Genomic DNA, 20629 nt, shown 5'->3' with positions numbered 1-20629 from the left:
AATTCTGGTTAAAACTGTTATCAGGTCAGACCACTTAATTCATCTTTAGCCTTTTCACAGGGGAACGTTATGAGTCAGGCACTACCGCTGGTCACCCGGCAGGGGGATCGCATTGCCATTGTCAGTGGATTGCGCACGCCTTTCGCCCGTCAGGCAACGGCGTACCACGGCGTTCCGGCGGTCGATCTCGGTAAAATGGTGGTCGGCGAACTGCTGGCCCGCAGCGAAATCCCGCCTGAAGTCATTGAACAGCTTGTTTTCGGCCAGGTGGTGCAGATGCCGGAAGCGCCCAACATCGCGCGCGAAATCGTGCTCGGCACCGGCATGAGCGTCCATACCGACGCCTACAGCGTCAGCCGCGCCTGCGCCACCAGTTTCCAGGCGGTGGCGAACGTCGCCGAAAGCCTGATGGCGGGCACTATCCGCGCCGGGATCGCCGGCGGGGCCGATTCCTCCTCCGTGCTGCCGATTGGCGTCAGTAAAAAACTGGCGCGCACGCTGGTGGACGCGAATAAAGCCCGCACCGCCGGACAGCGACTGAAACTCTTCTCGCGCCTGCGTCTGCGTGACCTGCTGCCGGTGCCGCCCGCCGTGGCGGAATATTCCACCGGGCTTCGCATGGGCGACACCGCCGAGCAGATGGCGAAAACGCACGGCATCACCCGCGAACAGCAGGACGCGCTGGCGCATCGTTCGCACCAGCTGGCGGCGCAGGCGTGGGCGGAAGGCAAATTGCGTGAAGAAGTGATGACCGCTTACACGCCGCCGTACCGCGAGCCGCTCAGCGAAGACAACAACATCCGCAAAACTTCGTCGCTGGCCGATTACGCGAAACTGCGCCCGGCATTTGACCGTAAACACGGCACCGTGACCGCCGCGAACAGCACGCCGCTCACCGACGGCGCGGCGGCGGTCATTCTGATGACGGAATCCCGCGCCCGCGAGCTTGGCCTGACGCCGCTCGGCTATCTGCGCAGCTACGCTTTTACCGCGGTCGATGTCTGGCAGGACATGCTGCTGGGCCCGGCCTGGTCGACGCCGCTGGCACTCGAGCGCGCCGGACTGACGATGGCCGATCTCACGCTTATTGATATGCATGAGGCGTTCGCCTCGCAAACGCTCACTAACCTGAAGCTGATGGCGAGCGACCGCTTCGCCCGCGAGGTGCTGGGCCGCAGCCAGGCTACCGGTGAGGTGGATGAAAGCAAATTTAACGTGCTCGGCGGCTCAATCGCCTACGGGCACCCGTTCGCGGCCACCGGCGCGCGAATGATCACCCAGACGCTCAATGAACTGCGCCGCCGCGGCGGCGGTTTCGGGCTGGTCACCGCCTGCGCGGCGGGTGGGCTCGGCGCGGCAATGGTACTGGAGGCCGAATAATGGAATCGACATCCGCATTTAATTTACAGATGCGCCCGGACAATGTTGCGGTGGTCACCATCGACGTGCCGGGCGAGAAAATGAACACGCTGAAGGCGGAGTTTGCCCGCGACGTCCGCGCGATTGTCAAAACGCTGCGGGAAAACCGCGATCTCGCGGGCGTGGTATTTATCTCCGCCAAGCCGGATAACTTTATCGCCGGTGCGGATATCAACATGATTGCGCACTGCCAGAGCGCGCAGGAGGCTGAAGCGCTGGCAAGCCAGGGCCAGCAGATCATGGCGGAGATCCACGCGCTGCCGGTGCATGTGGTGGCGGCTATTCATGGCGCGTGCCTCGGCGGCGGGCTGGAGCTGGCGCTCGCCTGCCACAGCCGCATCTGTACCGATGATGTGAAAACGCTGCTCGGGCTACCGGAAGTGCAGCTTGGGCTGCTGCCGGGCTCCGGCGGCACGCAGCGGTTACCGCGCCTCGTTGGCGTCAGCACCGCGCTTGAGATGATCCTTGCGGGCAAACAGCTGAGGCCGCGTCAGGCGCTGAAAGCTGGGCTGGTGGATGATGTGGTGCCGCAGTCTATTTTGCTGGAAGCCGCTGCCGAACTGGCGAAAAAGCACCGTCCCGCGCCGCGCCGCCTGCCGGTTCGCGAGCGTCTGCTTGCAGGCCCGATTGGCCGCGCGCTGCTGTTTCGCATGGTGACCCAGAAAACGCACCAGAAAACCCACGGTAACTATCCGGCGGCGCAGCGCATTATTGACGTGGTGCGCACCGGCCTTGAGCAGGGCAGCGCCAGCGGTTATCAGGCCGAGGCCCGCGCCTTTGGCGAACTGGCGATGACGCCGGAATCCGCCGCGCTGCGAGGGCTGTTCTTCGCCACTACCGAGCTTAAAAAAGAGACCGGCAGCGAGGCCGCCCCGCGCGCGCTGCATTCTGTCGGTGTGCTGGGCGGCGGGCTGATGGGCGGCGGGATCGCCTGTGTCACCGCCACCAAAGCCCGGTTGCCGGTGCGTATCAAAGACATCAGCGAAAAAGGCATTAACCATGCCCTGAAATACAGCTGGGATCTGCTTGAGAAAAAAGTGCGTCGCCGTCATCTGCGCGCCAGCGAGCGCGACGCACAGATGGCGCTCATCTCCGCCAGCACCGATTACCGTGGTTTTTACCAGCGCGATATCGTCGTGGAAGCGGTTTTCGAAGATTTAACGCTCAAGCAAAAGATGGTCGCAGAGATCGAGGCGCACACCGCGCCGCATACGATTTTCGCCTCTAACACCTCGTCGCTGCCTATCGGCGATATCGCCGCAGGTGCCGCGCGCCCGGAGCAGGTCATTGGCCTGCACTACTTCAGCCCGGTGGATAAAATGCCGCTGGTGGAAGTTATCCCGCACGCGGGCACCAGCGCGGAAACCATTGCCACCACCGTTCAGCTTGCCAAAAAACAGGGCAAAACGCCGATCGTGGTGGCCGACTGCGCCGGATTCTACGTTAACCGTATCCTGGCGCCCTACATCAATGAGGCAATGCGTTGCCTGATAGAAGGGGAGAGCATTGAGAAAATCGACGAGGCGCTGGTCAAAAGAGGCTTTCCGGTGGGGCCGATTCAGTTGCTTGATGAAGTGGGCATTGATGTCGGCACCAAAATTATGCCGGTGCTGGAGCGCGCTTACGGGCCGCGATTCAGCGCGCCGGGAGACGCCGTTGCAGCAATTTTGAATGACGATCGCAAAGGCAGAAAAAATGGCCGCGGTTTCTATCTTTATCCGGCGAAAGGGCGTAAAAGCAAAAAACAGGTTGACCCTGCGGTTTACGGGCTTATTGGCGTTAAACCCGGCGGGAAACTGAGCGGCGAGGAGATTGCCGAGCGCTGCGTCATGATGATGCTTAACGAGGCGGCGCGGTGTCTGGATGAAGGCGTGGTGCGTTCCGCGCGAGACGGCGATATCGGCGCGGTGTTTGGTATCGGTTTTCCGCCGTTTCTTGGCGGCCCGTTCCGCTATATGGACACGCTCGGCGCGGCGGCCGTGGTGGCGACGCTCACACGTCTTGCCACCCGTTATGGAGACCGTTTTACCCCGTGCGACAGGCTGTTGCGCATGGCGCAGACCGGACAAACATTTTGGCTCGCGGGGAACCCGCAAGCTGAAATGACGGTCTGATATAAGAACGTTCCTGATATCGAAAACGCAGCGCTGGCTAATTTGTAAACAGTGATTGACTATACTTACGTCAATAAGGTAAAAAACAGCGTTTCATTCGAAGTACGGATCAGGCACAATGCCCGACCGCCAGACGATACCCTTAAAAAGCGCGTTGCTTTTTAAGCTCTCGCTGGCGCTTCTGGTCAACAAAAGCGGTGCAATATGCAAGTTTTTATCATGCGTCACGGCGACGCAGCACTCGATGCCGCCAGTGATTCGGTTCGTCCTCTGACCGCGTGCGGTTGTGATGAATCCCGTCAAATGGCGACCTGGTTAAAAGGTCAAAAGGTGGATATCGAACGTGTTCTGGTGAGCCCTTTCCTGCGAGCCGAACAGACACTGGACGTCGTGAAAGAGGCCATGAGCCTGCCTGTCAAAACCGAAGTTCTGCCGGAGCTCACGCCGTGCGGCGATGTCGGTCTGGTGAGCGATTACCTCCACGTTCTGGCCCGTGATGGCGTCAGCGCGGTCATGGTTATCTCCCACCTGCCGCTGGTCGGTTATCTGGTGGCGGAACTCTGTCCTGGCGAAACGCCGCCGATGTTCTCCACGTCCGCTATCGCCTGTGTGACGGTTGAGGGCGATAACGACAAGGGCGTCTTTAACTGGCAGATGAGCCCCTGCAATCTCAAAATGGCGAAAGCGATTTAACTCAAGCCTGAACCATAAAAGAAAAGAGCCGCTGATGCGGCTCTTTCTGTTTCTGCAGTGCAGGTGACGCTTAAGGCAACTGCGGCGGCTGCCACTCTTCCACTTCGATTAACACCAGCAGCGCGGCGTCGCCGCCATACTCTTTCGGCGCCTGATGAAAGGCCATCACGTGCGGGTGCTGGGCCAGCCACAGCGGCGTCTGCTGTTTAAGAATATGTTTACCGTGGCCATGCATCACGCAGGCGCAGAACACATGTTCGCGGCGGCAGGCGGCGATAAGCGCGCCCAGCTCCTGTTTAGCCTGCATCTGCGTCAGGCCGTGGAGATCGAGAAACAGCTCGGGCGAGTAGTCGCCGCGGCGCAGTTTTTTCAGCTCGAAGTGATCCACGCCGGGGCGCACATAGCGCATCGGCCCGTCGCTGTTCAGAAGCGGCTGGAATTCATCAGAAAAATAGTGGCTCGCGTCCACCTGCTCCTGTAACAGGCGTTTTGGCGGCACTTCGCGCAGCTTTTTACGCGCGGGCGGATGCACGATGGTGTCCTGTTTCAGCTCGCGCGTTCCGCTCATCAGCGCGCGAAACAGCGACTTTTCTTCTTCGCTTAGCGATGGCTTCTTTTTCATCTTCTTCTCTTCTTTCTCTTTGCGCAGGCAGTGTACCCGAGTTTGGCGCGCCGCCAAACAAAAGCCATTTTTCCGGGATGACGCGCCGGTTGCTGATTTATCGCCGTCTTCATGGCAAACTAGCCGCCGAATTTAACGCGGAGCGTCATGCGGAGGGCAGTGTGGATAAAATTTTCGTCGATGAGGCAGTCAGTGAACTGCATACCATTCAGGATATGTTGCGTTGGGCGGTGAGCCGTTTCAGCGCGGCCGGCATCTGGTATGGTCACGGCACGGATAACCCCTGGGATGAGGCGGTGCAGCTGGTGCTGCCGTCGCTCTACCTGCCGCTTGATATTCCGGAAGATATGCGCACCGCGCGCCTGACCTCCAGCGAGCGTCACCGTATTGTCGAGCGGGTGATCCGCCGCGTCAACGAACGTATTCCGGTGGCGTATCTCACCAATAAAGCCTGGTTCTGCGGCCATGAGTTTTATGTCGACGAGCGCGTGCTGGTGCCGCGTTCGCCGATTGGCGAGTTAATCAATAACCGCTTCGCCGGGCTTATCGACCACGAGCCGCAGCACATTCTTGATATGTGCACCGGCAGTGGCTGCATCGCTATCGCCTGCGCGTACGCCTTCCCGAACGCGGAAGTTGACGCGGTGGATATCTCTGCCGACGCGCTGGCCGTGACCGAGCACAACATTGAAGAACACGGGCTTATCCATCACGTCACGCCTATCCGCTCTGACTTGTTCCGCGACCTGCCGAAAGTGCAGTACGACATCATCGTCACCAATCCGCCGTACGTGGATGAAGAAGATATGTCCGATCTGCCGAACGAATATCGCCACGAGCCGGAACTCGGCCTGGCGGCGGGCAGCGACGGGCTGAAGCTCGCGCGCCGCATTCTCGCCTGCTCGCCGGACTACCTGACCGACAACGGTATTCTGATTTGTGAAGTCGGTAACAGCATGGTACATCTGATGGAGCAGTACCCTGACGTGCCGTTTACCTGGCTTGAGTTCGACAACGGCGGCGACGGCGTCTTTATGCTGACCAAAGCGCAGCTCATCAGCGCCCGCGAACACTTCAGCATCTACAAAGATTAACAACAGGCGGGCGCAAGCCCGCTGAATCATAAAAACACCACAACGACACGACAACGGAGCCGTGATGGCAGGCAACACTCTTGGACAACTCTTTCGCGTAACCACTTTCGGCGAGTCGCATGGTCTGGCGCTCGGCTGTATCATTGACGGCGTGCCGCCGGGCATTGCGCTGAGCGAAGCCGACCTGCAACACGATCTCGACCGCCGCCGCCCAGGCACTTCCCGTTACACCACGCAGCGCCGCGAGCCGGATCAGGTGAAAATTCTCTCCGGCGTGTTTGAGGGCGTGACCACTGGCACCAGCATCGGCCTGCTGATTGAAAATACCGATCAGCGCTCCCAGGATTACAGCGCGATTAAAGATGTGTTCCGTCCAGGACACGCCGATTACACCTACGAACAGAAATATGGCCTGCGTGATTATCGCGGCGGCGGTCGCTCGTCCGCGCGTGAAACCGCCATGCGCGTGGCGGCAGGTGCCATTGCCAAAAAGTATCTGGCGCAAAAATTCGGCATCGTCATCCGCGCCTGCCTGACTCAGATGGGTGATATTCCGCTGGAGATCAAAGACTGGGCGCAGGTAGAGCAGAACCCGTTCTTCTCCCCGGATGCGGATAAGCTGGAAGCGCTGGATGAACTGATGCGCGCGCTGAAAAAAGAGGGCGACTCCATCGGCGCGAAAGTAACGGTGGTGGCTGATAACGTGCCGCCGGGTCTCGGCGAGCCGGTATTTGACCGTCTCGATGCCGATATCGCCCACGCGCTGATGAGCATCAACGCCGTGAAAGGCGTGGAGATTGGCGAAGGCTTTGGCGTGGTGGCGCTCAAAGGCAGCGAAAACCGTGACGAAATCACCAAAGAGGGTTTTCAGAGCAACCACGCGGGCGGCATTCTCGGCGGCATCAGCAGCGGCCAGCAGATAGTCGCGAATATCGCGCTGAAGCCGACCTCCAGCATCACGGTGCCGGGCCGTACCGTTAACCGCTTTGGCGAGGAAGTCGAGATGATCACCCGCGGGCGTCACGATCCGTGCGTGGGTATTCGCGCGGTGCCGATCGCCGAGGCGATGATGGCTATCGTGCTGATGGATCACCTGCTGCGTCACCGCGCCCAGAACGCGGATGTCACCACCACGCTTCCTCGCTGGTAATGTCATGAAAAAACTCTGCTTAGCCTTGCTGACGCTGCTTGCCTGCAGCGCGGCAAGCGCCGCCACGCCGTGGCAGAAAATCACCCAGCCGATCCCGGGCGCGGCCCAGTCGATCGGCACCTTTTCTAACGGCTGTATCGTCGGCGCGCAGCCGCTGCCGATCGAGTCAGAGCACTATCAAATCATGCGCACCGACCAGCGCCGCTATTTCGGTCACCCGGAGCTGGTGCGCTTTATCGAGCGCCTGAGCAACCAGGTGAGCGAGTTGCAGCTCGGCACGGTACTGGTGGGCGATATGGGAATGCCTGCGGGCGGGCGCTTTAACGGCGGCCACGCCAGCCACCAGACGGGGCTCGACGTCGATATTTTCCTGCAACTGCCGAAAACGCGCTGGAGCGCGGCGCAGCTGCGTCGTCCGCAGGCGCTGGATTTAGTCTCAAGCGACGGGAAATCGGTGGTGCAGTCACTCTGGAAGCCGGAGATCGGCGGGCTGATTAAGCTTGCGGCGCTTGATGATGAAGTGACGCGTATTTTTGTAAACCCGGCCATCAAACAGCAGCTCTGCCTGGATGCCGGGCCGGATCGCGACTGGCTGCGTAAAGTGCGCCCGTGGTTCCAGCATCGCGCTCATATGCACGTGCGTCTGCGCTGCCCGCCGGACAGCCTGGAGTGCGTGGAGCAAGACCCGCCGCCGCCGGGCGATGGCTGTGGTGAAGAGCTGCAAAGCTGGTTTAAGCCTGCGGCACCTGGCAGCAGCAAGCCTGAGAAAACCACGCCGCCGCCACTGCCGCCGTCGTGTCAGGCGCTGCTCGACAAACACGTTCTTTAACACCGACTAAGGATGGCCGTGATGGACTGGTTTATGGTTTCGCCGCTGTTGCTCACAGCACTCTTCTTTGTCGCGATGCTGGCAGGGTTTATCGATGCCCTGGCGGGCGGCGGCGGGCTTCTGACCGTGCCTGCGCTGCTGGCGGCGGGCATGTCGCCTGCCCAGGCGCTGGCGACCAATAAACTGCAGGCCTGCGGCGGCTCGCTTTCCGCTTCGCTCTATTTTATCCGCCGCGGCGTGGTCAGCCTGCGCGACCAGAAGCTCAATATCCTGATGACGTTTATCGGCTCCACCAGCGGCGCGCTGCTGGTGCAGCATGTGCAGTCCGATATTTTGCGCCAGATCCTGCCGGTGCTGGTGATTGCCATTGGTCTCTATTTTCTGCTGATGCCGCGCCTTGGCGAAGACGATCGCCAGCGCAGGCTGTATGGCCTGCCTTTCGCGCTGGTGGCGGGCGGCTGCGTCGGCTTTTATGACGGCTTTTTCGGCCCCGGCGCAGGCTCGTTTTACGCGCTGGCGTTTGTGACGCTCGCCGGTTTTGGCCTCGCCAAATCCACCGCCCATGCGAAAGTGCTTAACGCCACGTCTAACGTCGGCGGTTTGCTGCTCTTCATCATTGGCGGCAAAGTTATCTGGGGCACCGGCTTTGTGATGCTCGCCGGACAGTTTCTCGGCGCGCGCTTAGGCTCGCGTCTGGTATTAAGTAAAGGACAGCGCCTGATCCGCCCGATGATCGTTATCGTTTCGGCGGTGATGAGCGCCAAATTGTTATATGACAGCCACGGACAGGAGATCCTCCACTGGCTGGGGATGGCGTAATGCGTGAACACCACTATCAGGATTTAATTACTATTTTCGACGGCTGTTTTGCCGGTGATTTTAATACCCGTCTGATTAAAGGCGACGACGAACCGATCTATCTTCCGGCAGATGCCGATGCGCCTTATCACCGCGTGGTGTTTGCACACGGCTTTTACGCCAGCGCCCTGCATGAGATTTCGCACTGGTGCATCGCGGGGAAAGCGCGGCGCGAGCTGGTGGATTTTGGCTACTGGTATTGCCCGGACGGGCGCGATGCGCAAACCCAGAGCCAGTTTGAAGACGTCGAAGTCAAACCGCAGGCGCTGGAATGGCTGTTCTGCGTGGCGGCGGGCTTTCCGTTTAACGTCAGCTGCGACAATCTTAACGGCGATTTCGATCCGGATCGCATCGCGTTTCAGCGCCGGGTGCACGCGCAGGTGATGCAATATCTGACCAACGGCATTCCCGAACGTCCGGCGCGCTTTATCGCGGCCTTACAGGATTTTTACCAGACGCCGCCGCTGGCGGCGCAACAATTCCCATGGCCGGAAGACTTGTGCTAATCGCCATGTTATTAACCGAGGAAAACGAATGATTGCCGAATTTGAAGCACGTATTCTGGCGCTGATTGATGAGATGGTGGAGCACGCGAGCGACGACGAACTGTTCGCCAGCGGCTACCTGCGCGGACACCTGACGCTTGCCGTCGCGGCGCTGGAGCAGGGCGACGACCACTCGCCGCAGGCGGTGTACACCAAAGTAACCAACAGCCTTGAGACGGCGATCCACGCGGGCGAACTCTCGCCGCGCGACCAGGCGCTGGTGCTGGGCATGTGGGACAACCTGTTCCAGCAGGCGAAGCTCAACTAAGCCCCACAGCCTGCGCGCCGCCCGGCGCGCAGGTTTTTTTAGCGTTTACGCTTTCAGCCACGTCACCTGCCCGACATTATCGTATTAACCTGCCGCACGCCCCTTGAGAAGCTTACGCACCCACAGCCGGTTGGGGTTCAGCGCGGCGAGCGTCGCGCCATCAAGCGGCAGCGGTTCGCCGCTCATTTGCGAGGCTAAAATCTCAGCGGCCAGCGGCGCGCTGCACAGCCCGCGCGAGCCAAGCGCACCCAGCACAAAGAGATTCTTGAGCACCGGCGCGGGCATGACCGTCTCCGGCGCGCTGGCATCCTGGGAAAGTGTCGCGTAATCGCGAAGCGTGGCGGCGTGATCCGGCGCGTTGCCGACCATGGGCAGATGATCGCGCGTGGCGCAGCGTACCCCGCAGCGCGCGTCGCCCGCGCTCACGTCCACCTCCTGCGCCCAGCTGGCCGCGGGCAGGCAGTCGAGAAGCCGCTGGCGGTTGCGCTGCTGGTCTTCCTCCTGGTAGCACATTTCGCTCACGCCGCGGTGATAGCTGGCGCCGATGCAGTGCATCGCATTCGCCGGGTTTTGCGGCGTCAGGTAGCCGTCATAACAGAGCACCTGGCGCAGCGCGCCGAGGCCCGGCGTGGTGGGAATATGGCTTACCTGGCCACCGACCGGGTAGACCGGCAGCTTTTCGGTTTGCGGGAAGCCGCTGAGCTGATACCCGTTCGCCAGTACCACAGCGGCGTGGCGCGCCTGCGCGCCGTTCGCGAAATCGAGTTGCCAGTCCTGACTGTCCTGATGCAGCGCGCTCACCCTGCGCCCGTAATGCACCCGCAGGCCGTTCGCCTGCGCAAGTTCCAGCACGCCTGCAGTCAGTTGAGCCGGGCAGAGCCAGCCGCCCTGCGGATATTCAATGCCGCCACAGCCGGTCTCCACGCCGCAGCGTTCGCGCACTTCTCGCGCGTCAACGCCGCGCGCCAGCGCGTCCGGCAGACCGAGCTCCAGCATCTGGTTGATTTTCGTCTGGCTCTTTTCATCCCAGCCAAGCTGCGTCACGCCGCACCAGTCTTTATCGAAACTGACCGGCAGCGCGTCATAGAGCCTGCGCGCGAAGGTAAAGGCCGCCGGGAAGAAGGCGGCCAGCGCGGCGTCGTGATGGCTTAACAGGGGGTAGAGCGCGCCCTGGCGGTTGCCCGATGCCCCCTGCGCCGGCGCGTCATCTTCGCAGTAGAGCGTAACCTGCCAGCCACGCCTCTGTAAGGCGAGCGCGAGCAGGGCACTGGCGATACCGCCACCGATAATCGCTACGTCTTTATCACCGCTTGCCGGACGACGCGCATACCAGGGCGCGCGGGCAGGCGGCGGCGCGTCATGGCTGAGCGTGCCCGTCAGCATTTCGCGCTTGCGCCCGAATCCTTTGCGCTTCACCACGTCAAACCCGGCCTCAATCAGCCCGCGGCGCACAAAGCCTGCCGAGGTGAATGTCGCGAGCGTACCGCCGGGGCGGGCGAGGCGCGCCATCGCAGTAAACAGGCCGGGCGTCCACATTTCCGGGTTTTTCGACGGCGCGAAGCCATCCAGAAACCAGGCGTCTACCTGGCGGTTATGCGTGTCATCCAGCGTATCGACCAGTTCGTTGATATCGCCAAGCCAGAGATCGAGCGTCACGCGTCCGCCATCCAGCACCAGCCGCTGACAGCCCGGCAGCGCCATCGGCCACTGTGCCTGGAGCTGTTGCGCCCACGGCGCGAGTTCCGGCCAGTGGGCGTGCGCGCTTTTAAGATCGGCAGGCGTCAGCGGGAATTTTTCAAAACTGATGAAGTGCAGGCGTTGCAGCGTAGCGTCCGGGTGCGCGTCGCGAAACGCCGCGAACGCCTGCCAGAGTGTCAGGAAATTCAGCCCGGTGCCAAATCCGCTTTCGGCGACAATAAAGCTGTCACGCGGGTGTGTCATAAAGCGTTCAGGGAGCTGATTACCGTCCAGAAAGACATAGCGGGTCTCTTCCAGACCGTCATCATTGGAAAAATAAACGTCATCAAAATCTCGGGAAACAGGTGTACCCTCATTATTAAACGTCAGGCTGGCGGGCTGTATGGCGATAGGTTTCACGTAAATGGCTCGAATGACAGGCAGTCGCACGATCTTAGCGAGCCCGGTCAGACATCGCAAATTTCTTGCCAATCTGGCTGATCGGACTTGTTCGGCGTACAACTGTACGCTATCTTGCGACACGACAACTTACTTAGCGTACTCGAAGAGGTATTGAATGAAACGTGCAGTAATTACTGGCCTGGGCATCGTTTCCAGCATCGGTAATAACCAGCAGGAAGTCCTGGCATCCCTGCGTGAAGGACGCTCGGGGATCACTTTCTCTCAAGAATTTCTCGACGCAGGTATGCGCAGCCACGTCTGGGGCAACGTGAAGCTGGACACCACCGGTCTTATCGACCGTAAAGTGGTGCGTTTCATGAACGACGCCTCTATTTATGCTTATCTCTCTATGCAGGAAGCCATCAAAGATGCCGGCCTGAGCGACGAGGTGTATCAGAACAACCCGCGCGTCGGTATCGTGGCGGGCTCCGGTGGTTCGTCCAAAGCCCAGGTGTTCGGCGCTGACGCGATGCGCAGCCCGCGCGGCCTGAAAGCGGTCGGCCCTTACGTGGTGACTAAAGCGATGGCCTCTGCGGTTTCCGCCTGCCTCGCGACCCCGTTTAAAATCCACGGCGTTAACTACTCCATCAGCTCCGCGTGTGCGACTTCCGCGCACTGCATCGGCAACGCGGTTGAGCAGATCCAGCTTGGCAAACAGGACATCGTGTTTGCGGGCGGCGGTGAAGAGCTGGGCTGGGAAATGGCGTGTGAATTCGACGCGATGGGCGCGCTCTCCACTAAGTACAACGAGACCCCGGACAAAGCGTCCCGTACCTATGACGCGAGCCGTGACGGCTTCGTTATCGCAGGCGGCGGCGGTATGGTCGTGGTAGAAGAGCTGGAGCACGCGCTGGCGCGCGGCGCGCACATCTATGCGGAAATCGTTGGCTACGGCGCAACCTCCGATGGCGCTGACATGGTCGCCCCGTCTGGCGAAGGCGCGGTGCGCTGCATGAAGATGGCGATGCATGGCGTGGATACGCCGATTGACTACCTGAACTCCCACGGTACGTCTACACCGGTTGGCGACGTGAAAGAGCTTGGCGCTATTCGTGAAGTCTTCGGCGACAACACGCCGGCTATCTCCGCAACCAAAGCGATGACCGGCCATTCGCTGGGTGCCGCAGGCGTTCAGGAAGCTATCTACTCGCTGCTGATGCTGGAGCACGGCTTTATCGCGCCGAGCATCAACATTGAAGAGCTGGACGAGCAGGCGAAAGGCATGAACATCATCACCGCGCCGGTTGAGCGTGAGCTGACGACGGTAATGTCCAACAGCTTCGGTTTTGGCGGCACCAACGCCACGCTGGTTATGCGTAAATATCAGGCGTAACGTCTCTTTAAAAGAAATGGAGCCGAAAGGCTCCTTTTTTTATATTTACTCTCCGCCTTTAACATTTCTTGTTTCTTTATCCGAAACAGGCTTAATCTCCTCCTCCCTGTAGTTACTGACATCTCTCCTGCCTTATTAAGAATAACCTTTTGATTTAATAGTTTTAAACACTGTTCCTTCCTGATGTGTGTCGTTTCATGAAAATCCTTATTTAACCATGGCTTAAACTTTTCTGTTTTTATTTAATTTAACTTAAGTCGTAAAAAATATATTTATAATAATTCTAACCTGCTGATAAATATAATTTAGTTTAATGAAAATGCCTTTATTGGCTTCTTTCTTAAAGTTATGGCATTTTTTGTCGATATATCCGTGTATATCTGAGTAGCCGTTTTCTTTGCATTAACGGTAACTCGTAGCGGAAACGCATATCACATAATGCCATTCTCAATCTTTTCAAAAAGATAAGAGTGAAGGACGCAGCATAAAAGAAATCCGAAATCAGTTTGCGGAATTCAGGGAATAGTTGTTTGCCTCTCACGAGGCCTTGCCAGCCGGGGAAACCAACCATGCCCACAGACGTATCTCTGGGTAAAGGGACTTTTTTGACCACAGGAAAAGTAATTCCACTTATTATTCTGTCCTGCTCAGGGGCCGCCTCTGCCAGCGCAAAGAAGAATGCGGATGATACTTTCACGTATGTCCCCTCTGTGGCGGCGGCGGATGTCGTCACGCGCACCAACTATAATCGTCCGCTGTTTATCACCAGCGCCGCGACGGCGCGCGCGGCAGGCGTCAACGGCGCCGGGATAAAAGTCGGCGTGGCGGATACCGGTATTCTGACCACGCATCCGGCGCTGCTGGGGGTGGTGAAAGGCACGCTGAACTATGTCGACGCGAGCGCCAATAATCTGAGCGTGGGCGATGTGCGCGGCCACGGCACGATGGTCGCCCAGACGCTCGCGGGCCGCGCCACAGGCCTGTTCACCGGCGGTACTGCGCCGGGCGCGACGCTTATCATTCCTGATGTCGCCAATACCCGGCAGAGCCTGAATTTCGGGCAGATTAACTACGATCTCGCGCGTGCAGGCGCGAAAATTATCAATAACTCCTGGGGTATTCCTGACTGGAACCCGACCAGCACCGCCACGACTACCTATTTTGTAAACGCCTGGAAACCCTTTATTTCGTCGTATAACGGACTGATTGTGTTTGCGAGCGGCAACGATGGCGCGGCGAATCCGGTAGGCGTTGCGAAACTGCCATCGCTGGCCCCCGCCTCCGGGCTGGATAAGGGCTGGCTGGTGGCCACGGCGGTCGACACCTTTAACCCGAGCTATATCGCAAGCTACGCTAACCGCTGCGGCGTAATGAAAAACAGCTGCCTCGCGGCACCCGGCAGCGTGTATGTGCAGTCGACAGACAGTACCGGTAAAGCGGTGCTGCGCCTGGTGAGCGGCACCTCATTTGCCGCGCCGCAGGTTTCCGGCGTGGCAGCGATGGTCTGGCAGAAATATCCGTATTTTACTAACGACCTGGTTCGCCAGACGGTGCTCGGCACCGCGACCGATATCGGCGCACCGGGCGTGGACGCGGTATTTGGTTATGGCCTGCTGAACGCTGCGAAGGCGATTAACGGCCCGGCGAAGTTTAACTGGGGCACCGTGAGCGTCGCGTTTAACAGCTACACCTCGACCTGGAGCAACGCCATCAGCGGCAGCGGCGGGTTGATTAAAAGCGGTACCGGCAAGCTGGTGCTGACGCAGGACGCCAGCTATACCGGCACCACGCAGGTGCTGGGCGGTAGCCTGTCATCGGCGAAAAGTCTGGCCTCCGCGGTGAACATTGGCCGCGCGGGCACGCTGGATGTGCGCACGGTAAAAGGCAATGTCGATAACAGCGGTTTCGTGCTGCTGCGCGACGGCAAAACGCGCTTTATGACCAACTATACGCAGCGCACCACCGGCAGCTTGGCGTTTATGCTCGGCTCGACGCTGGATGTGGCAGGGCGCGCGACGCTCGCCGGTAACCTGCATCTTTTGGGCGTACCGGCAGGCTACATCACCCAGGCGCGTCAGCCTGTCGTCAACGCGGGCGCGGTGTCCGGCAAGTTCAGCCGTTTTACGCAGTCGGTGGGTGTGTTCCTGACAGGTTCACTGGGCTACAGCACGAAACAGGTATGGCTGAACATCAAACGTTTGCAGGTCACACAGACCAAAGTCGCCAGCACGTCTGCGGCCACGCAGTCCGCCGCCGTGCGTCTGGAACAGGCGTTTACGCAGCTTGATAAACAAGTCGCGACCGGCGTGGCGGTACGCGCCAGTTCGTTTGCGTCCGCGGCGGGCGAGTTGCAGCACATCTCGAATAACCCGTCTGCCCGCGCGGCGCTGGAGAGCCTCTCCGGCCAGCTTCCGGCAGCGACGGCGGCGCTCACCTGGCAGGCGATTAATGTGAACCAGCGCAGCAGCGCGACTCACATCAACGCGCTGCTGGACGCGCCGCAAAGCCGCAGCTGGAGCGATACGCTCTCCTGGAACGGCAGCCTCGGACGCAGCGGGTATTCGCCAGTGAGTTACTCCATGAAAGGGTGGGTGACCGGCCAGGACCGGTTTATTGATGAGCACACGTTTATCGGCACGTCGCTGTCGCGCACCGACACGTTCAGCGCGCTGAGCAGCGGCGGCGAGCGCAACACCGGCACGCTGAGTGAAGCGGCGCTGTACGGCGGCAAGATCTACGGCGGCTACTACCTGACCGGCCGTCTGGCGTCCGGGTACTACGACGGCCAGCAGCGCCGTATGTTGTGGCTCGGCAGCCGTTCCGAGCGCGTCAGCAGCCGTCAGAGCGGCAGCTGGATGTCGCTTGGCAGCGAGACCGGCTATCGCTTCAACGTGGACGGTTTCGCCGTGACGCCGTTTATCGATACGCAATACATCATGCTGAAGCAGGATGCGTTTAGCGAGAAGAGCGGCTCAGGTTTTGGCCTGCGCGCTGACAACCAGACCACCACGCGCTGGCAGGCGGGCGCCGGGCTGCGGGCGGCGTACACGTTCGATCTGCAAACCCACGGGCGGCTGGATCTGAGCTTCCAGACTCACCTGCAGCGTGCGTTGAGCCAGGATGAAGGCCGCTATCAGGCGAGCTTTACCGGCGTGGATCAGCCAGTGCCGCTGCACGGCGTGACGGCACCGGAGAAAACGCTGACCAGCGCGGTGTCGCTCGGCTGGCAGGTGAACCCGGCGCTGAATCTGAATCTGACGGGCGAGCAGGAGACCAGCGACGGGCGCAACAGCAACCGCAGCGTGATGGCCGGCGTGTCGTTAAGTTTCTGATACAGGGTATGGGGAAAATAAAAAGGCGTCGTAAGACGCCTTTTTGCTGTCTGTCAGATAACCAGCCAGAGCAGAAGAATAACCAGCACCAGCAGGAACATCGCAAGGCCGGGTTTCGCGGAAATCTGCTTCATCGGCTGGGTGAAAAACGCGATAAGCGGGCTGTAGATCGGCTGAATATGGCGCACTTCAAGCGTCTCCGGCGACCCTTCCGAGCGACGAATAAACACCTGATTAAGAATATCCTGCACCTGCGCGGTGGTCAGCACCGTTTGCGGCGTGGCCTGAAAGCGCTGCTGCGCGTAGTCGCTTATTTCCTGCCATTCGCGCGATTCCAGCGGCTGGCGCAGCGCGGCCTGAATGCTGTGCAGCGTCGGCGCGGGCTGGTCGGCGAGCGTCTGGCGCGCGACAAGCCAGGTCGAGAGCGCCGCGAAATGCTTCGCCGGAATCAGCTCGCCGCTTTTCACGCCAGAAAGCTCCAGCATCGACTGCCAGATGAGCTTCGGCGATTCGCCGGTGGCGGCGGCAAGCTTCGTTACCTGCTGGTTGAGCGTATTATGCTCCGCGGGCTGCATCGGGCGGTCGGTCGCCGGGCGCTGCTGTGGTTGTGGGATACTCAGCTGCGCGTTTTGCAGCAGCGTCAGCACGCTTTTGAGCTGCTCGCCGGAAAGCTGGTTCAGCGCGGTGTGCCCAAACTGCTGGCGGATATAATCGCTCACCGCCTGGCGGTTATTGCCGACGTTCAGAAGCTCGGTCAGTTGCGACAACACCTGGCGCTGGGTGTGGGTCTGCTGCGCCTGGCCTAGCCGCTGGTTAAGATTCTGCTCGGCGGCGGGGAAGTGGCGCGAAAGCAGCGGCGCATCGCTCTTTAAGCCCAGATCGTGCTTCATACCGGCCCAGACTTCGGCGCTTTGCTGTTGGGTTAGCGCCACAAGCCGGGTGATAAGCCGCTCAAGCACCGTGCGCTGCTGAGTGGAAAGCGGCTGTTCGCCTGCGGAGTGGGGCGATGTGGGAGGCTCCCCCGCCGGGCGGGGCGTGGCGCCATGAATGGGTTGCATCATCAATAATCCTTAACCTGACCGGACGGTGCCGCGAAACTAACCACGCTGTTAAGTATGCCTGGCGGCGAGATTATGGCACACTTAACGGCTATCTCCCGCACATAAACAGGTAGAGAAACGTGAAAATCCTCGTTGATGAAAATATGCCTTACGCACGCGAGCTGTTCAGCCGTCTTGGCGAGGTGCAGGCCGTGCCTGGCCGCCCGATCCCGCAGGCGGCGCTGGACGATGCCGACGCACTGATGGTGCGCTCGGTCACGCAGGTCAATCGCGATTTGCTGGCAGGCAAAAACATCCGGTTTGTCGGCACCGCCACGGCGGGCACCGATCACGTTGATGAAGATTACTTACGCGAGGCGGGCGTCGGGTTTTCCGCCGCGCCCGGCTGCAACGCTATCGCCGTCGTCGAATATGTATTCTCCGCGCTGCTGATGCTTGCTGAGCGCGACGGCTTTGCGCTTACCGACCGCACTGTCGGCATTGTCGGCGTGGGTAATGTCGGCTCTCGTTTGCAGGCGCGGCTGGAGGCGCTCGGCGTACGCACGCTGCTGTGCGATCCGCCGCGTGCCGATCGCGGCGACAGCGGCGATTTCCGCACGCTCGACGAGCTGGTGCGCGAAGCAGACATTCTCACCTTCCACACGCCGCTCTTTAAAGAGGGGCCGTACAAAACGCTGCATCTGGCCGACGAGGCGCTCATCGCACGCCTTAAGCCCGGCGCTATTCTGATTAACGCCTGCCGCGGCCCGGTGGTCGATAACGCCGCGCTGCTGGCGCGCCTTGAGGCGGGGCAGCCGCTCAGTGTCGTGCTGGATGTCTGGGAGCCGGAGCCTGCGCTTAACGTTGAGCTTTTAAAGCGTGTTGATATCGGCACCGCGCATATCGCGGGCTATACGCTGGAAGGCAAAGCGCGCGGCACCACGCAGGTCTTTGAGGCGTACAGCCAGTTTCTCGGCACGCCGCAGCAGGTGGCGCTTGCCACGTTGCTGCCGCCGCCGGAGTTTGGCCGCATCACGCTTCAGGGGCCGCTCGATCAGGCGACGCTGAAACGGCTGGTGCATCTGGTGTATGATGTGCGCCGCGACGACGCGCCGCTTCGCCGTGTGGCGGGCATGCCGGGCGAGTTTGATAAGCTTCGCAAAAATTACCAGGAGCGCCGCGAATGGTCGTCGCTCTATGTGCAGTGCAATGACGAAGCCGCCGCCGCGCTGCTGCAAAAGCTGGGTTTTAACGCGACCCATCATCCGATCCGTTAATCACTGATTCTCTTATTCCCCGCAAACCCGCGGGGAAGGCATTTTATTTTCTGGAGTAAAACCACCATGTCTGAAGGCTGGAATATCGCCATACTGGGCGCGACGGGCGCCGTGGGAGAGGCCCTGCTTGAGCAACTCGCCGAGCGTCAGTTCCCGGTGGGTGAACTTTATGCGCTGGCGCGCAATGAAAGCGCGGGTGAAACGCTGCGCTTCAACGGTAAAAGCGTGCAGGTGCAGGATGCCGACGCGTTCGACTGGACTCAGGCGCAGCTCGCCTTTTTCGTCGCAGGCCAGGAAGCAAGCGCCCGCTACGTGGATGACGCGACCAACGCCGGTTGTCTGGTTATCGATTCCAGCGGCCTGTTCGCGCTGGAGCCGGACGTGCCGCTGGTGGTGCCGGACGTCAACCCGTATGTACTGGCGGATTACCGCAACCGCAACGTAGTGGCGGTGGCCGACAGCCTGACCAGCCAGCTTCTGACGGCGCTGCGTCCGCTGATGGAAGCGGGCGGGCTGTCGCGCATTCAGGTGACGAACCTGTTGTCCGTTTCCGCGCAGGGTAAAACGGCGGTGGACGCGCTGGCGGGCCAGAGCGCGCGCCTGCTGAACGGGATGCCGGTCGATGAAGACGATCATTTTGGCCGCCAGCTGGCGTTCAACATGCTGCCGCTGCTGCCGGACCGCGAAGGCAGCGTGCGTCAGGATCGCCGTCTGGTGGATGAAGTCCGCAAGGTGTTGCAGGACGAAGGCTTGATGATTTCCGTCACCAGCGTACAGGCACCGGTATTTTACGGTCATGCCCAGATGGTGAATTTCGAAGCGCTGCGCCCGCTCGCGGCGGAAGAAGCCCGCGACGCGCTGGAGCGCGATCAGGACATCGCGCTCTCTGAAGAGAACGATTATCCGACGCAGGTGGGCGACGCCTCCGGCAGCGTGCATCTTTCCATCGGCTGCGTGCGTAACGACTACGGCATGCCGGAGCAGATCCAGTTCTGGTCGGTCGCTGATAACGTGCGCTTCGGCGGCGCGCTGATGGCCATCAAAACGGCGGAAAAACTGCTGCAGGAGTACCTGTACTGATGTCGGAGAGTCTGGAAAAGCCGGTAGTTAAAATCGCGCTTGGCATTGAGTACGACGGCAGTAAATATTACGGCTGGCAGCGTCAGCAGGAAGTGCGCAGCGTTCAGGAGAAGCTTGAAAAGGCGCTCTCGCAGGTGGCGAACGAACCGATTAACGTTTTCTGCGCGGGCCGTACCGACGCGGGCGTGCATGCCACCGGACAGGTGGTGCACTTTGAAACCACCGCCATCCGCAAGGATGCCGCCTGGACGCTCGGCGTAAATGCGAATTTACCTGGTGACATCGCGGTGCGCTGGGTGAAAGATGTGCCCGCAGAGTTTCACGCCCGGTTCAGCGCCACGGCTCGCCGTTACCGCTACGTTATCTATAATCACCGTTTGCGACCGGCGGTGCTCTCGCAAGGGGTGACGCATTACCACCTGCCGCTGGACGCAGAGCGTATGCACCGGGCGGCGCAGTGTCTTATCGGCGAAAACGACTTTACCTCGTTTCGCGCGGTGCAGTGCCAGTCCCGCACGCCCTGGCGCAACCTGATGCATATCAACGTTGAGCGCTTCGGGGCGTACATTGTGGTGGATATCAAGGCTAACGCGTTTGTGCATCATATGGTGCGTAATATCGTTGGCAGCCTGATGGAAATAGGCTGCGGTAACCAGCCGGAGAGCTGGATGGCAGAACTGCTGGCGGCTAAGGACAGAACGCTTGCGGCAGCGACGGCGAAGGCGGAAGGGCTCTATCTGGTGTCGGTGGATTATCCGGCGCAGTTTGAGCTTCCGAAGCCGCCGATGGGCCCACTTTTTTTAGCTGACTGACAGCAGTCGGGGAAGAAGAACCAG

The 20629-nt window shown here is 60.3% G+C and carries 18 protein-coding genes; 14 read left to right on the top strand and 4 right to left on the bottom strand.

Annotated features, from left to right (window positions below):
- Nucleotides 1-69: 69 nt before the first annotated feature.
- The 3 genes from fadI (at nt 70) to sixA (ending at nt 4226) form a co-directional block, all read left to right on the top strand.
- Nucleotides 70-1380 (top strand): acetyl-CoA C-acyltransferase FadI, encoded by a 1311-nt coding sequence (gene fadI, locus G9X48_RS18370; RefSeq protein WP_012124132.1) that lies wholly within the window; start codon nt 70-72, stop codon nt 1378-1380.
- Nucleotides 1380-3533: a fatty acid oxidation complex subunit alpha FadJ gene (gene fadJ, locus G9X48_RS18365; protein ID WP_105629534.1), complete on the top strand. Its 2154-nt coding sequence runs from the start codon at nt 1380-1382 to the stop codon at nt 3531-3533. Before fadI ends, fadJ begins: the two co-directional genes overlap by 1 nt.
- Before the next feature lie 204 nt (nt 3534-3737).
- Nucleotides 3738-4226, top strand: a complete 489-nt coding sequence (sixA, locus tag G9X48_RS18360; RefSeq protein ID WP_014728374.1) for a phosphohistidine phosphatase SixA — start codon at nt 3738-3740, stop codon at nt 4224-4226.
- A gap of 70 nt (nt 4227-4296) precedes the next feature.
- Here sixA and smrB read toward each other — a convergent pair whose 3' ends face one another.
- The gene (gene smrB / locus G9X48_RS18355) at nt 4297-4848 is read right to left on the bottom strand and encodes an endonuclease SmrB (RefSeq protein ID WP_004387043.1); all 552 of its coding nucleotides are present in this window, start codon (nt 4846-4848) and stop codon (nt 4297-4299) included.
- A gap of 161 nt (nt 4849-5009) precedes the next feature.
- On the opposite strand from smrB, the gene prmB reads away from it, so the two are divergent.
- The 6 genes from prmB (at nt 5010) to G9X48_RS18325 (ending at nt 9592) form a co-directional block, all read left to right on the top strand.
- A complete protein-coding gene (gene prmB / locus G9X48_RS18350) occupies nt 5010-5942 on the top strand; it encodes a 50S ribosomal protein L3 N(5)-glutamine methyltransferase (RefSeq protein WP_004387044.1) in 933 nt (310 codons plus the stop codon).
- 64 nt (nt 5943-6006) lie between these two features.
- Complete coding sequence (gene aroC / locus G9X48_RS18345) at nt 6007-7092, top strand: chorismate synthase (protein ID WP_007700103.1); 1086 nt, start codon at nt 6007-6009, stop codon at nt 7090-7092.
- A gap of 4 nt (nt 7093-7096) precedes the next feature.
- Entirely contained in the window at nt 7097-7921 is an 825-nt protein-coding gene (gene mepA / locus G9X48_RS18340; RefSeq protein WP_007869619.1) for a penicillin-insensitive murein endopeptidase, read from the top strand.
- Between the two features lie 21 nt (nt 7922-7942).
- Complete coding sequence (locus tag G9X48_RS18335) at nt 7943-8740, top strand: sulfite exporter TauE/SafE family protein (RefSeq protein ID WP_014728378.1); 798 nt, start codon at nt 7943-7945, stop codon at nt 8738-8740.
- Nucleotides 8740-9285, top strand: coding sequence for an elongation factor P hydroxylase (locus G9X48_RS18330; RefSeq protein WP_004388548.1), 546 nt, complete (start codon nt 8740-8742; stop codon nt 9283-9285). Before G9X48_RS18335 ends, G9X48_RS18330 begins: the two co-directional genes overlap by 1 nt.
- A 28-nt stretch (nt 9286-9313) precedes the next feature.
- Complete coding sequence (locus G9X48_RS18325) at nt 9314-9592, top strand: YfcL family protein (RefSeq protein ID WP_004388549.1); 279 nt, start codon at nt 9314-9316, stop codon at nt 9590-9592.
- An 84-nt stretch (nt 9593-9676) separates the two neighbouring features.
- Here the strand turns inward: G9X48_RS18325 and mnmC are convergent, their stop codons facing one another.
- Nucleotides 9677-11689: a bifunctional tRNA (5-methylaminomethyl-2-thiouridine)(34)-methyltransferase MnmD/FAD-dependent 5-carboxymethylaminomethyl-2-thiouridine(34) oxidoreductase MnmC gene (gene mnmC / locus G9X48_RS18320; protein ID WP_038879956.1), complete on the bottom strand. Its 2013-nt coding sequence runs from the start codon at nt 11687-11689 to the stop codon at nt 9677-9679.
- Nucleotides 11690-11846: 157 nt separating this feature from the next.
- Between mnmC and fabB the strand changes: the two genes are divergently transcribed.
- Nucleotides 11847-13064, top strand: a complete 1218-nt coding sequence (gene fabB / locus G9X48_RS18315) for a beta-ketoacyl-ACP synthase I (protein ID WP_032988674.1) — start codon at nt 11847-11849, stop codon at nt 13062-13064.
- Nucleotides 13065-13410: 346 nt separating this feature from the next.
- Here the strand turns inward: fabB and G9X48_RS21680 are convergent, their stop codons facing one another.
- Entirely contained in the window at nt 13411-13761 is a 351-nt protein-coding gene (locus G9X48_RS21680; protein ID WP_337740029.1) for a hypothetical protein, read from the bottom strand.
- Between the two features lie 13 nt (nt 13762-13774).
- On the opposite strand from G9X48_RS21680, the gene G9X48_RS18310 reads away from it, so the two are divergent.
- The gene (locus G9X48_RS18310) at nt 13775-16396 is read left to right on the top strand and encodes an autotransporter serine protease (RefSeq protein ID WP_239986825.1); all 2622 of its coding nucleotides are present in this window, start codon (nt 13775-13777) and stop codon (nt 16394-16396) included.
- A 53-nt stretch (nt 16397-16449) separates the two neighbouring features.
- Here G9X48_RS18310 and flk read toward each other — a convergent pair whose 3' ends face one another.
- Nucleotides 16450-17457 carry a flagella biosynthesis regulator Flk gene (gene flk / locus G9X48_RS18305; protein WP_007869596.1) on the bottom strand — a complete coding sequence of 336 codons (1008 nt, stop codon included), beginning with the start codon at nt 17455-17457 and terminating at the stop codon, nt 16450-16452.
- 119 nt (nt 17458-17576) lie between these two features.
- Between flk and pdxB the strand changes: the two genes are divergently transcribed.
- From pdxB to truA, 3 genes are all read left to right on the top strand, one after another.
- Nucleotides 17577-18713 carry a 4-phosphoerythronate dehydrogenase PdxB gene (gene pdxB, locus G9X48_RS18300; RefSeq protein ID WP_038879961.1) on the top strand — a complete coding sequence of 379 codons (1137 nt, stop codon included), beginning with the start codon at nt 17577-17579 and terminating at the stop codon, nt 18711-18713.
- 66 nt (nt 18714-18779) lie between these two features.
- Nucleotides 18780-19793, top strand: a complete 1014-nt coding sequence (locus G9X48_RS18295; RefSeq protein WP_007892029.1) for an aspartate-semialdehyde dehydrogenase — start codon at nt 18780-18782, stop codon at nt 19791-19793.
- Entirely contained in the window at nt 19793-20605 is an 813-nt protein-coding gene (gene truA / locus G9X48_RS18290; RefSeq protein WP_007776862.1) for a tRNA pseudouridine(38-40) synthase TruA, read from the top strand. Before G9X48_RS18295 ends, truA begins: the two co-directional genes overlap by 1 nt.
- Nucleotides 20606-20629: the final 24 nt, after the last annotated feature.

Origin of the sequence: Cronobacter sp. HA18006, from assembly GCF_011605445.1 — a bacterium.
In the GTDB taxonomy this organism is placed as follows: Bacteria; Pseudomonadota; Gammaproteobacteria; order Enterobacterales; family Enterobacteriaceae; genus Cronobacter; species Cronobacter sakazakii.
Note: the sequence above shows the minus strand (reverse complement) of the source record. Positions and strands in the feature narration are given on the sequence as shown.